Origin of the sequence: Streptomyces sp. NPDC002130 (assembly GCF_040296465.1) — a bacterium.
Taxonomy (GTDB): Bacteria; Actinomycetota; Actinomycetes; order Streptomycetales; family Streptomycetaceae; genus Streptomyces.
The window spans coordinates 1-11,552 of sequence record NZ_JBEOXI010000247.1 but is presented as its reverse complement, the minus strand read 5'-3'; the positions used below and the strand labels follow the sequence as shown (position 1 = coordinate 11,552).

Here is an 11,552-nt window from a genome sequence, read left to right as displayed (position 1 = left end):
CGACCGACAGGGCGTGCACCGGCAGCACGTGTGCCCGCCGGGCGCACGGTCGGAGGCGCTCCCCCCCGGTTGCGCTAGTCGCGCACGGCGACGCGCTCCGCCTCCTTGGGGGTGGACCTGGCGACGACGACGGACGGCCCGGTGGACGGCCGGTCCCGGCGGGGGCGCAGACCCGTGAGGGTGATCAGCAGTCCGGCGAGGGCGACGAGCGTCACGACCAGCAGGCCGGGCCGGTAACTGTCGAGGACGGCCTGCGGGGAGGGATGGGCGCCCTCGGGGGAGTTCGCGGTCACCACCGCCGTCACCACGGCGAGGAAGATCGCGCCACCGACCTGGACCGAGGTGTTGAGCAGCCCGGAGACCATGCCCTGCTCGTGCTCGTCGACGCCGTTGGTGGCCTGGACGTTGAGGGACGGGAAGGTCAGCGCGAAGCCGGAGCCGACCAGCAGCATCGTCGGCAGGATCACCGCGGCGTAGACCGGGTCGAGGTCGATGCGCAGGAACAGCACGTAGCCGGTGACCATCAGCGCGAAGCCCAGCACCATCAGCCGGGCCGTGCCGAAGCGGTCGATGACGGCTCCGACCTTCGTCGCGGACAGCGCCACCAGCGCGCCCGCCGGCAGGAAGGCCAGAGCCGTGTGCAGCGCGGACCAGCCGAGCAGCTGCTGCATGTACAGGGTGACCAGGAACTGGAAACCGATGTAGCTGCCGACGAATGTCAACGCGCCCAGCTGGGCACGCACTTGAGGCCCCGAGCGCAGCACGCCGAGCCGGATCAGCGGGCTGGGGCTGCGCCGCTCGACGGCGATGAAAGCCGCCAGGAGTACGGCCACGGCGGCGAAGGACAGGATGGTCCGGGCCGAGGCCCAGCCCGCCTCGGGCGCCTCGACGACGGTGAAGACGAGCAGCAGCATCGAGGCGGTGCCCAGCACGGCGCCCGGGATGTCGTAGCCGCCCCGGCCGCGTTCGCGCTCACTGCGCGGAAGCAGCTTCAGGCCCACGACCAGGGCGATCAGCGCGATCGGGGCGGGCAGGAGCATCGTGAGCCGCCAGCTGGCCTCCGTGAGCAGGCCGGAGAAGACCAGGCCCATCGAATAGCCGGTGGCGCCGCAGGTGGTGTAGATGGCGAGGGCGCGGTTGCGCAGCGGGCCCTCGGGGAACGTCGTGGTGATGATCGACAGGCCGGCGGGGGCCGTGAAGGCCGCGCTCAGGCCCTTGATGAAGCGGCTGGCGATGAGCAGCGGCCCCGAGTCGACGAGTCCGCCGAGCAGTGAGGCGAGTGCGAAGACGCCCAGTGCCACCAGGAAGACCTGTCGCCGCCCCAGCAGGTCGGCGGCGCGTCCGCCGAGGAGCAGCAGGCCGCCGTAGCCCAGAATGTAGCCGCTGACGATCCATTGCAGTGCCGAGGTCGACAGGCCGAGGTCGGCGCCGATGGACGGCAGGGCGACGCCGACCATGGACACGTCCAGGGCGTCCAGGAACATCGCGGCGCAGAGCACGAGCAGGGTGCCCCACAGTCGTGGCGTCCAACGCCCCTCGTACGTGGGGGAGATGAGCGGAGTGGTCATGTCCGAGCACACTACATGCGTATGCATGAGATGCAAATGCATTTAATTCAGGTGCAACAATCTCGGTTCCCTGTTACGGTGCGGCGCATGACGGCTCAGCAGGCCGAGCAGGCCCTTGTCGCACAGTGGCGGGACATCCTGGCGCTGCACGCGCGCACGCAGTGCGAACTCGACCGTGCGCTGCACGGCCACGGCCTGTGCGCCAGCGACTTCGAGGTGCTCGACGTCCTCGCCGGGTGCCGGACACCCAAGGGCACGCCGTCCTACCGCGTGCAGGAGATCTCCGAGCGGGTCCATCTGAGTCAGAGCGCGCTGTCGCGGCTGATCGCCCGGCTGGAGAAGGAGGGGCTCGTCGAGCGCGGCATGTGCTCCGAGGACCGGCGCGGCGTGAAGGTGTGTCTCACCGCCAAGGGGCGCGCGCTGCACGGCGAGGTGCTTCCCGTGCAGCGCGCGGTACTGGCGAGGATGCTCGCCGACGGCTGATCGCCGGTCGGTGGCCCGCTCGGATCGCCGACGGCTGATCGCCCGTCGGTGGTCCGCTCAGATCGCCGACGTCTCCCGCCACAGGGTGGCGAGCGCCTGGTCACCCGTTGCGGCCGGCAGGGGAGCCCGGTTCCACAGCGCCAGGTACAACCGCTCGGCCGGGCCGGACAGTTCGCACTCGGCCTCCCCGGACGCGTCCCGCGAGGTCACGGGCGGCTCCGGCGACAGCCGTACCGTCCACACCGCGCCGGTGTCCTCCGTGCGGATCCGCAGGACGCGCGGCTGCGGAGTGCGTACCCGGCTCCTGGGGCGGGCGTGGAAGCCGCGCAGCAGTTCGTCGATGCCGTCGGTCGCGAACTCGGGGGTGACGGTGGCCGGGACACCGCCGCGCGCGGACTCGGCGTCGACCCGGTGCACCGCCGTCTCGTGCGCCTGCCGCCTGGCCCAGAACGCCAGCGGGGACGGCGCGGGCAGGAAGGCGAAGCACTCCACGTCCGGCGAGGCGCCGGCCAGCGTGCGGACGAGATCCCGGTGGCCGGCGCGGTACCAGGCCACGAGCTCCGCACCGTCGAGGTCGGTGGGTTCGACCAGCGGGCGCCGTTCGGTGAGCCGCTCGGCGACGAAGGCTGCGGCCCAGCGGTGCACGGCGCCCGTGTGCCGCAGCAGGTCGCGCACCTGCCACTCGGGACAGGTCGGCACCTTCGCGTCGGTCCCGGCCTCCTCGGCGGCCGCTGCCAGCAGCCGGCCTTCCGTCTCCAGTGCTTGAAGGAACTCGGTGGTCTCCATGGCGCCGAGTCTGCCGCATGAAGCGCTCTCCGAGCCCGGAGATTTCCGGAGGCCGGCTCCGGCGGCTACGGCAGCGGCGTCCCGCCCGTGGCGTTGACGATCTCGGCGGTGATGTACGACGCCTCCTGCGACGCGAGGAAGACGTACGCCGGAGCCATTTCGGCAGGCTGTGCGGGCCGTCCGATGGGGGCCTGCTTGCCGAACGTCTGCGTGTCCGGCAGGGTCGCCGGGATCAGCGGCGTCCACACCGGGCCCGGCGCCACCGCGTTGACGCGGATGCCCTTCTCGATCAGCATCTGCGCCAGCCCCTGTGTGAAGGTGACGATCGCGCCCTTCGTCGTCGCGTAGTCCAGCAGATGCGGACTGGGCTTGTACGCCTGCACGGACGTGGAGTTGATGATGCTGCCGCCCTCCGGGATGTGCGGCAGGGCCAGCTTGCACAGCCAGAACATGCCGTACAGGTTGGTGCGCAGCACCCGGTCGAACTGCTCGGTGGTGATCGCCTCGATGCCGTCCGGCTGGGACATCTGGTACGCCGCGTTGTTCACGAGCACGTCGATCCGGCCGAACTCGTCCACCGCGCGGTCGATCAACGCCCGGCAGTTCTCCTCCTCCCGTACGTCGCACACGACGGGCACGGCACGCCGGCCGGCCTCCTCGACGAGCCGGGCCGTCTCGGCGGCATCGTCCTTCTCGTCATCCAGATGGGTGAACAGCACGTCGGCACCCTCGCGGGCGAACGCCAGGGCGACCGCACGGCCGATCCCGGAGTCCCCGCCGGTGATCACGGCCTTGCGGCCCTCCAGCCTGCCGCTGCCCCGGTAGGACTCCTCACCATGGTCCGGGGGCGGGTCCATCGGCCCCGTCCAGCCGGGATGCGGCTGGTCCTGAGAGGGAAACTCCGGCGTCGGGTGCTGCTCTCCGGGGTGCTGCTGTTCGGTCACGGGACTGCCTCCTTGTACACGTCGTACGGCCCGGTGATCACAACGGGCGTCGTCACGGGTACCCACGATCACCGGCATTCCCCCTGGCAGCGTCTCCCCTTCAGCCCCCGGCCGCGCGCCGGGCGGCCGCCCCGACCAGCGCCCCCACGACCGCCGCCACCGCCGCCAGCACCGCCACGCTGGTCAGTGCGGCGGGCAGCGTGAACCAGTCCGCCATGAAGCCGATCGCGGGCGGGCCGAGGAGCATGCCCCCGTAGCCCAGGGTCGAGGCCGTGGCGACACCGCCGGGGCCTGCCAGGGCGCCCGAGCGTTCCACCGCCACGGGGAAGAGGTTCGCGAGGCCGAGGCCCGTGACCGCGTATCCGAGGAGGGCCGCCCAGAGGGTGGGGGCGAGGGAGCCGAGCAGCATGCCGGCCGCCGCGGTGGTGCCGCCGGCGACGACGGTCCGGGTCCGCCCCAGGCGTTCCAGCAGCGTCGTGCCGGTCAGCCGCCCCACCGTCATGGCGAGAGCGAAAAAGGAGTAGCCCGCGGCCGCCGCACCCGCCGAGGCGTGCAGGTCCTGTTCGAGGTGCAGGGCGCCCCAGTCGGCCAGCGCCCCCTCGCCGTACGCGGTGCACCCCGCGATCACGCCGAAGACGATGACCAGCCCCCTGGTGCGGCGGTCCAGGCGGCGCGGGGCGCCTTCGGCGGGCAGGTCCCGCTCCGGAGGCGCAGGCGGCTCATGCCGCAGGAGCGTGGGGCCCACCGCGGCGGTCACGAGCAGGCCGACGACCGTGAGCAGCAGCAGGTGCCGCGTGGGGGAGAGGACTCCCGCGACCAGCCCGCCCAGCCCCGCCCCGACCATGCCGCCCAGGCTGAACGCCGCATGGAAGCTCGGCATGACCGGCCGCCGCAGCGCGGCAACGAGCTCGACGGCCGCACTGTTGAAGGCGACGTTTATCCCGCCGTACGCGGCCCCGAAGAGCAGCAGGACGAGGCCCAGCGCGAGCGCCGAGTGGGTCAGCGGGGGCAGGGCGACGCTCAGGGAGAGCAACACGGCGCAGACGACGGTGACCCGGTGGTTCCCGAAGCGGCGGCACAGGCGGCCCGTGAGGGTCATGGTGATGACCGCCCCCGCGGAGACGCCCAGGAGGGCCAGGCCGAGGGTGGTGGCGGAAGCGCCGGTCTGCGCCTTGACGGCGGGGATGCGCACCACCCAGCCGGCGAAGACGAAGCCGTCGAGGGCGAAGAAGACGGTGAGGGCGATCCGGAGCCGGGTGAGGGAGGTGCTGTGGCCCGGCACGTCCTTGTGCGTTCGGGGTTTGTTTATTTGCGGCACAAATTCAGGCTAGGTGGGTGCGGTGTCGGGGACAAGGTGCGACTCTGGGACGAGACCCATCCGCTGAGGTGCGGACGTATCCGCCGAAGGAGCGCAGGAGGGCACATGGGACGTGACGTGCCGGCCCTGGTGTTCACCCGGGAGGACCGCCGTCGGTACCGCGAGAAGATGCACACCGACCTCGAGGTGCTCGCCCGGATGCTCAGCGAGTCGGGCTTCGAGAGCGAGCGCCCTCAGGTCGGGCTGGAGATCGAGCTCAACCTCGTGGACGACGCCGGGCTGCCCGCGATGCGCAACACCGATGTGCTCCAGGCGATCGCCGATCCGGCCTGGTCGAGCGAGCTGGGCCGCTTCAACCTGGAGATCAACATCCCGCCCCGGCTGCTGACGGCCGGCGGCCCGGGCTCCTGGGAGCAGGCGATCCGGGATGCCCTCAACCACGCCGAGGACCGTGCCGCCGCGGTGGGCGCGCACCTGATCATGGTCGGCATCCTGCCGACCCTGGGAGAGTCGGACGTCAGCGAGTCCGCGCTCTCCGGCGACCCCCGCTACCGCCTCCTCAACGAGCAGATCTTCGCGGCCCGGGGAGAGGACCTGCGGATCAAGGTCGACGGAGTGGAACGCCTGTCGACGTACGCCGACACCATCACTCCCGAGGCCGCCTGCACCAGCACCCAGTTCCATCTCCAGGTCGACCCGAAGGAGTTCCCGCACTACTGGAACGCGGCCCAGGCCATCGCGGGCGTGCAGATCGCCCTCGCCGCGAACTCGCCCTTCCTGTTCGGCAAGGAGCTGTGGCGCGAGACCCGCATCCCCCTGTTCGAGCAGGCCACCGACACCCGCCCCGAGGAGATCAAGGCCCAGGGCGTACGTCCCCGGGTGTGGTTCGGGGAGCGCTGGATCACCAGCGTCTTCGACCTCTTCGAGGAGAACGTGCGCTACTTCCCCGCCCTGCTGCCGGTGTGCGAGGACGAGGACCCGCAGAAGGAGCTGGACAGCGGCGGCGTTCCCCAGCTGGGCGAACTGACCCTGCACAACGGCACGATCTACCGCTGGAACCGCCCCATCTACGCCGTCACCGAGAGCGGCCCCCATCTGCGCATCGAGAACCGGGTCCTGCCCGCCGGTCCCACCGTGGCCGACATCATCGCCAACGGCGCCTTCTACTACGGCCTGACCCGCGCCCTGGTCGACGAGGACCGGCCGGTCTGGTCGCGGATGTCCTTCTCGGTCGCCGAGGAGAACCTCCACACCGCGGCCCGCGACGGCATCGACGCCCGGCTGTACTGGCCCGGCGTGGGCGAAGTGCCGGTCACGGAACTGGTGTTGCGGCGTCTGCTGCCCCTGGCGCACCGGGGCCTGGAGCTGACCGGCATGGACGCCGCCTGGCGGGAGCCCCTGCTGGGCATCATCGAGCAGCGCTGCATCACCGGCCGCAACGGCGCCCTGTGGCAGGCGGAGACGGTGCACCACCTGGAGAAGGCCGGCATCTCCGACCGGCGGGAGGCGCTGCGGCAGATGACCAGGACGTACATGGACTACATGCACATGAACGCCCCCGCGCACACGTGGCCCGTGGACTGACGTCACTCCCGCCGGCCGTGCCACTGCGCCGCAGGCGTCAGGGGCACGGCCGCGGGCACCTTCGCCGACGTCGTCAGCTCGATCCGGCGCCCCTCGGCCGCCGAACGCAGCAGCGCCGTCATCATCTCCAGCACGTGCAGGGCGAGTTCGCCGTTCGCGCGCGGCGGCCGCTCACCGTCGGCGGTGAGGAAGTCGAGCAGGCCGACACCGCGGGCGCCGTCCGCGTAACCCGCTGACGTCGGAAGGGGGCGCCAGCGGGCGTCGCCGAGCGCGTGGAGACGTACCTCGCCGTCGAAGCGGTTCGGGTCGGGGACCGAGAGGGTGCCGCTCTCGCCGTGGACCTCGATCGGCGCGGCCGTGGTGGCCACGCCGTCGAAGCTCGTCGTGAGCGTCGTCAGCGTCCCGTCCACGTGCTCCAGCACTCCGGAGACATGGCTGTCCACCTCGACCGGTATGCGCTCGCCGGCGCGTGGACCGGATCCGATGACGCGCTCGGCCCGCAGCCGTCCGGCCGCCCCGGTCACGGCACGCACCGGCCCCAGCAGATGGACCAGGGACGAGAGGTAGTACGGTCCCATGTCCAGCAGCGGGCCACCGCCCGCCGTGTAGTAGAAGTCCGGGTTCGGGTGCCAGCGTTCATGGCCCGGGGTCACCATCACGGCCGAAGCGAACTGGGGGCGTCCGATGGTCCCCGCCTCCACGGCTGCCCGCGCGGTCTGAACTCCCGTGCCCAGCACGGTGTCCGGGGCGCAGCCCACACCGCTGCCCGCCTTCATGGCGGCTTCCAGGACGGCCCGGGCGTCCTCCAGGGTCGCTGCCAGCGGCTTCTCCCCGTAGACGTGCTTGCCGTGCCGGATCGCCCCGAGGGCTATCCCGGCGTGCGCCGCCGGTGTCGTCAGGTTCAGCACCGTGTCCACGTCCGAGCTGCTCAGCAGCTCCTCGACCGTCAGGGCCCGGGCGCCGGGCAGTTCGGCGGCGGCCGCGGCCGACCGGGAGGCGTCGAGGTCGGCGACCGCGGTGACCCGCACCGCGGGATGGCCGGCGAGCGTGTCCAGGTACGCGCGGGAGATGACGCCGAGCCCTACGACCCCGACGCGGTGCGCGTCGCCCACTGCATGCCCCTCTCGACGATGGTGCGGACGTCGGGATTCTCCAGCACGTCGACGCTGTGCCCCGGTGTCGTCACCACGATCCGCCCGGCACCCCACCGGCGGGTCCATACCGCCGGGGAGGTGACCGGCCGGTGCCAGGGCTGCCACGGCCGGGTGGGATGCGTGGTGGTGGCCAGGACGTCGATGAGGTCGTCGTGGAGCACCCAGTACTGCTCGGTGTCCAGCGTGAAGTCCTCGATGCCGGTGGTGATCGGGTGTGCGCGGCCGGCCTCGGTGAGGGTGATGGTGTGGGGCAGGAAGTTGTCCGCCGCCTCACCCCGCCGCTCGCACGGTTCCTTGCCGGGGTGGGTGGCGAACTGGCCGCCCACCAGGTGCAGATAGTCCGAGGAGGCGCGGAACGAGTCGGCGATGCCGCCGTGCCAGCCGGTGAAGCCCGTGCCCGCCACCACAGCGGAGCTCAGGCCGGCCAGCTCCTCGCGCGTGATCTCCGACATTGTCACGCACTGCACGACGAGATCGGTGGCGGCCATCTCGGCGCCGTCCGCGTAGATCCCGGTCGACTCCTCGACCCGGACGGTGTATCCGTTGCTCCGGAGGAAGGGCAGGAACAGTTCCGTGGCCTCGACCGGCTGATGACCTTCCCAGCCGCCTCGGACCACCAGCGCTCTCTTCTGCGTCATCGTGATCTCACTATGCGCCGGTGGCCCTCGTTCGGAAAAGGGGGCCGGACCTCACGAAAGTTTCGCGCCGGCGGCCCGCGCCGACACCATCCAGCAGGCTGCGGTGTAGCGGACGTCCGGGCCCTGCACGAAGGGTTCGAAGGCGGGACGGACCACCTCGACGATCTCCGCCCGGGTCCGCTCGTCGGCCTCGGGCAGGACCGTGCCGAGGGGGCCGAGCCGGGTGAAGTAGGTGACGAGGTCCTTCTCGGGCAGGGTGCACACCACGTCGACCGGCTGGATGTCGATCCCGGCCCAGCCGCTTCCCGCCAGCAGGCGGTGGACCCGCTCCGGGTCCGCGAACGCGAACTGGCCCGGCTCGTCCGGCCGGCGCTCGGGAAGCTCCGGCAGGAACGGGGCGGCGGCGCGTTCCGCCGTGGTCATGAACGGGTTCTCCTCGGCGCCCCGCCACACCACGCACCGCAGCCCGGCCCCGTCCCGCGCCGTGCTCCGGAGATTGGCGAAGGCCCGCACGGGGTCACTGAAGAACATGACGCCGAAGCGCGAGACGACCGCGTCGAAGGCGGCCGGCTCGAACGCGTACTCCTGCGCGTCGGCCTGGACGAAGGACGCCGGTACGCCCTCGCGTTCGGCGTGCGCCCGGGCCGCCTCGATCATCGGGCCGGAGATGTCGACCCCGACGCAGTGACCGGCCCGGCGTGCGACGGCCCGGGTGAGGGCGCCGGTGCCGCAGCCGACGTCGAGCACGCTCGCCGCGTGTTCGGCGGCCACGGCGTCGACGAGCAGCTCCTCGATGGGCCTGAACATTCCGTTCAGCACCTCCTGGAGGTCCACCCAGGCGTGGCCGGCGGGCCCGTTCCAGCGGGCGGCCTGCTCGTCGTAGGACCTGCTTGCGGCATTCATCGTCGTGTCTCCCTCTGCTCGCCTTCGTCCCGCTTGCCCTCGCCGGGACGGGATGACAGCGTTCTACTTCAAGTCGACTTGAGGTCAAGACAATGACAGACCTGGACATAGCAGAAGTGGCGCACCGCGCCGGAGTTCCCGCCTCGACGCTGCGGTTCTACGAGGAGAAGGGGCTGATCGCCCCGACCGGCCGGCTCGGCCTGCGGCGCCAGTACGACAGCGGGGTGCTGGAGCGGCTGGCGCTGATCGCGCTGGGGCGGACGGCCGGGTTCTCGCTCGACGAGATCGCGCGGATGTTCGCGCCGGACGGTCGGCCGCGGATCGACCGGCGCGTGCTGGCGGCCAAAGCGGAGGAACTGGACCAGAAGATCCGCGAACTGGGCGCCCTGCGCGACTCCCTGCGGCATGCCGCCGCGTGCCCCGCGCCCAGCCACCTGGAATGCCCCACCTTCCGCGGTCTGATCGACGCGGCGGCGTCCGGCGGTGTCGCGGCGCCGGAAAGGCGGCCCCCCGAACGCCGTTGACCGGCCACCGGCGCTCTTGGTCCAAAACTGGGTCCTCCTTTGCCCGATTCCCGTCGCCGCGTGCCTAGCCTCGGCTGCGAACTCCGGGAGGCCGCCGTGCTGAAGACCGTGAAGGGCCAGGCAGCGGGTCTGACCAAGGACCAGCGCAACGCCTTCGTCGCCGCCTATCTCGGCTGGGCGATGGACGCGTTCGACTACTTCCTGGTCGTGCTCGTCTACAGCGAGATAGCCGACGACTTCCATGTCTCCCTCACCGACATGGCCTTCCTCACCACCGCCACTCTGGTGATGCGGCCCGTCGGCGCGCTGCTCTTCGGCATGTGGGCGGACCGCCGGGGGCGCCGCGTCCCCCTCATGGTCGACGTCGTCTTCTACTCGATCGTCGGCTTCGCCTGCGCCTTCGCGCCCAACTACACCGTCCTGCTGGTGCTGCGCCTGCTCTACGGCATCGGCATGGGCGGCGAATGGGGCCTGGGCGCGGCCCTGGCCATGGAGAAGATCCCCACCGAACGGCGTGGATTCTGGTCGGGTCTGCTGCAGAGCGGCTACTCGCTGGGATACCTCCTGGCCGCCGTGGCGTTCTTCGTCATCGAGCCCGCCTTCGGCTGGCGCGGCCTGTTCGCCTTCAGCCTGCTGCCCGCCCTGGTCGCGCTGTGGGTGCGCAGCAGGGTGGAGGAGAGCGAGGTGTGGGAGAAGAGCGTCCGGCTCAACCGAACTCCCGCGCACCAGGTGTTCAGGAACCCGGCGGTGCTGCGGCGCTTCTTCTACCTGGTCGCGCTGATGACCGCCTTCAACTGGATGTCGCACGGCACCCAGGACATCTACCCGACCTTCGTCAAGAAGGGCCTCGACCTGTCGGCGAACACGTCGATCGCGATCGCGGTGGTCTACAACATCGGCGCCATGATCGGCGGGGTGCTGCTCGGTGCGTACTCCGAGCGGCTGGGCCGCCGCCGGACCATCATGATCGCGGCGGCCGGGGGACTGGTGGTGGTGCCGTTCTTCGTGCTGTCCACCACCGTCGGATGGCTGATGCTGTCGTCCTTCCTGATGCAGGTGTGCGTGCAGGGCGCGTGGGGCGTCATCCCGGCGCATCTGACCGAGATGAGCCCGGACGCCGTGAGGGGCTTCTACCCGGGCGTCACCTACCAGCTCGGCAACCTCATCGCCGCGCTCAACCTGCCCATCCAGGAGGCCATCGCCGAGCGCCACGGGTACCCCTCGGCGATGGCGTGGACCATCGTGCCCACCCTGGCCGTGGTGATCCTGCTGAGCGCGCTCGGCAAGGAGGCCAAGGGGATCCGCTTCGGGAACGGCTCGGCGACGGCGCCCAGCGGTGCGGCGGCCGGCACGGTGCAGTCGTGACACAAGAGCGGCCCAACGGCGCCCTGTTCCCCCTTGTTCACCGACACCCGGCGGGAAAAACGTTCCACAGCCGGTGACGTTATACTTGCGGCGCCCATGTAGGCCATCGTCGTGCCTGGTCGCGCGCCGCAACAGCGAGGGGGTGGACGCCGTTCCGGCACGCCCCGCCCGCATCCAGGACGTCGCCGCCGCCGCCGGTGTCTCGGTGTCCACGGTGTCGAACGTGCTCAACCGGCCCGAGCGGGTCACCGCGCACAACCAACGCATGGAGGTTGATCCCGATCG

Annotated in this window: 12 protein-coding genes; 5 read left to right on the top strand and 7 right to left on the bottom strand. The window is 71.3% G+C overall.

All coding sequences use genetic code 11. The annotated features are described in order from the left end of the window. Positions 1–74: 74 nt before the first annotated feature. Positions 75–1,568, bottom strand: a complete 1,494-nt coding sequence (locus ABT116_RS33395) for an MFS transporter (RefSeq protein ID WP_351641421.1) — start codon at positions 1,566–1,568, stop codon at positions 75–77. A gap of 87 nt (positions 1,569–1,655) precedes the next feature. On the opposite strand from ABT116_RS33395, the gene ABT116_RS33390 reads away from it, so the two are divergent. Next, the gene (locus ABT116_RS33390; RefSeq protein WP_351641419.1) at positions 1,656–2,051 is read left to right on the top strand and encodes a MarR family winged helix-turn-helix transcriptional regulator; all 396 of its coding nucleotides are present in this window, start codon (positions 1,656–1,658) and stop codon (positions 2,049–2,051) included. 57 nt (positions 2,052–2,108) lie between these two features. Here ABT116_RS33390 and ABT116_RS33385 read toward each other — a convergent pair whose 3' ends face one another. The 3 genes from ABT116_RS33385 to ABT116_RS33375 form a co-directional block, all read right to left on the bottom strand. Then, positions 2,109–2,837, bottom strand: a complete 729-nt coding sequence (locus ABT116_RS33385; RefSeq protein WP_351641417.1) for a maleylpyruvate isomerase family mycothiol-dependent enzyme — start codon at positions 2,835–2,837, stop codon at positions 2,109–2,111. 65 nt (positions 2,838–2,902) lie between these two features. Then, positions 2,903–3,781, bottom strand: coding sequence for an SDR family oxidoreductase (locus ABT116_RS33380; protein WP_351641415.1), 879 nt, complete (start codon positions 3,779–3,781; stop codon positions 2,903–2,905). A 100-nt stretch (positions 3,782–3,881) separates the two neighbouring features. After that, positions 3,882–5,063, bottom strand: a complete 1,182-nt coding sequence (locus ABT116_RS33375; RefSeq protein ID WP_351641413.1) for an MFS transporter — start codon at positions 5,061–5,063, stop codon at positions 3,882–3,884. 141 nt (positions 5,064–5,204) lie between these two features. Here ABT116_RS33375 and ABT116_RS33370 point away from each other — a divergent pair, with 141 nt between their 5' ends. Beyond that, positions 5,205–6,683 carry a glutamate-cysteine ligase family protein gene (locus tag ABT116_RS33370; RefSeq protein ID WP_351641411.1) on the top strand — a complete coding sequence of 493 codons (1,479 nt, stop codon included), beginning with the start codon at positions 5,205–5,207 and terminating at the stop codon, positions 6,681–6,683. 2 nt (positions 6,684–6,685) lie between these two features. On the opposite strand, the gene ABT116_RS33365 is transcribed toward ABT116_RS33370, so the two are convergent. The 3 genes from ABT116_RS33365 to ABT116_RS33355 are packed head-to-tail and all read right to left on the bottom strand — an operon-like array spanning position 6,686 to position 9,378. Further along, positions 6,686–7,795, bottom strand: coding sequence for a Gfo/Idh/MocA family protein (locus ABT116_RS33365; RefSeq protein ID WP_351641409.1), 1,110 nt, complete (start codon positions 7,793–7,795; stop codon positions 6,686–6,688). Next, positions 7,765–8,475 carry a ThuA domain-containing protein gene (locus ABT116_RS33360; protein WP_351641407.1) on the bottom strand — a complete coding sequence of 237 codons (711 nt, stop codon included), beginning with the start codon at positions 8,473–8,475 and terminating at the stop codon, positions 7,765–7,767. Before ABT116_RS33360 ends, ABT116_RS33365 begins: the two co-directional genes overlap by 31 nt. 51 nt (positions 8,476–8,526) lie before the next feature. Further along, the gene (locus tag ABT116_RS33355; protein WP_351641405.1) at positions 8,527–9,378 is read right to left on the bottom strand and encodes a class I SAM-dependent methyltransferase; all 852 of its coding nucleotides are present in this window, start codon (positions 9,376–9,378) and stop codon (positions 8,527–8,529) included. Between the two features lie 92 nt (positions 9,379–9,470). On the opposite strand from ABT116_RS33355, the gene ABT116_RS33350 reads away from it, so the two are divergent. The 3 genes from ABT116_RS33350 to ABT116_RS33340 form a co-directional block, all read left to right on the top strand. Continuing rightward, entirely contained in the window at positions 9,471–9,902 is a 432-nt protein-coding gene (locus tag ABT116_RS33350; protein WP_351641403.1) for a helix-turn-helix domain-containing protein, read from the top strand. Between the two features lie 96 nt (positions 9,903–9,998). After that, on the top strand, positions 9,999–11,267 hold the full coding sequence (locus tag ABT116_RS33345; protein WP_351641424.1) for an MFS transporter: 1,269 nt from the start codon (positions 9,999–10,001) through the stop codon (positions 11,265–11,267). A 142-nt stretch (positions 11,268–11,409) separates the two neighbouring features. Next, positions 11,410–11,552: LacI family DNA-binding transcriptional regulator (locus ABT116_RS33340; protein WP_351641422.1), on the top strand; the 143-nt coding region annotated here is incomplete at its 3' end.

Coding starts and splice junctions, on each gene's coding strand:
- ABT116_RS33395 (WP_351641421.1), bottom strand. CDS start 1,568: ATGACCACTCCGCTCATCTCCCCCACGTACGAGGGGCGTTGGACGCCA.
- ABT116_RS33390 (WP_351641419.1), top strand. CDS start 1,656: ATGACGGCTCAGCAGGCCGAGCAGGCCCTTGTCGCACAGTGGCGGGAC.
- ABT116_RS33385 (WP_351641417.1), bottom strand. CDS start 2,837: ATGGAGACCACCGAGTTCCTTCAAGCACTGGAGACGGAAGGCCGGCTG.
- ABT116_RS33370 (WP_351641411.1), top strand. CDS start 5,205: ATGGGACGTGACGTGCCGGCCCTGGTGTTCACCCGGGAGGACCGCCGT.
- ABT116_RS33360 (WP_351641407.1), bottom strand. CDS start 8,475: ATGACGCAGAAGAGAGCGCTGGTGGTCCGAGGCGGCTGGGAAGGTCAT.
- ABT116_RS33355 (WP_351641405.1), bottom strand. CDS start 9,378: ATGAATGCCGCAAGCAGGTCCTACGACGAGCAGGCCGCCCGCTGGAAC.
- ABT116_RS33350 (WP_351641403.1), top strand. CDS start 9,471: ATGACAGACCTGGACATAGCAGAAGTGGCGCACCGCGCCGGAGTTCCC.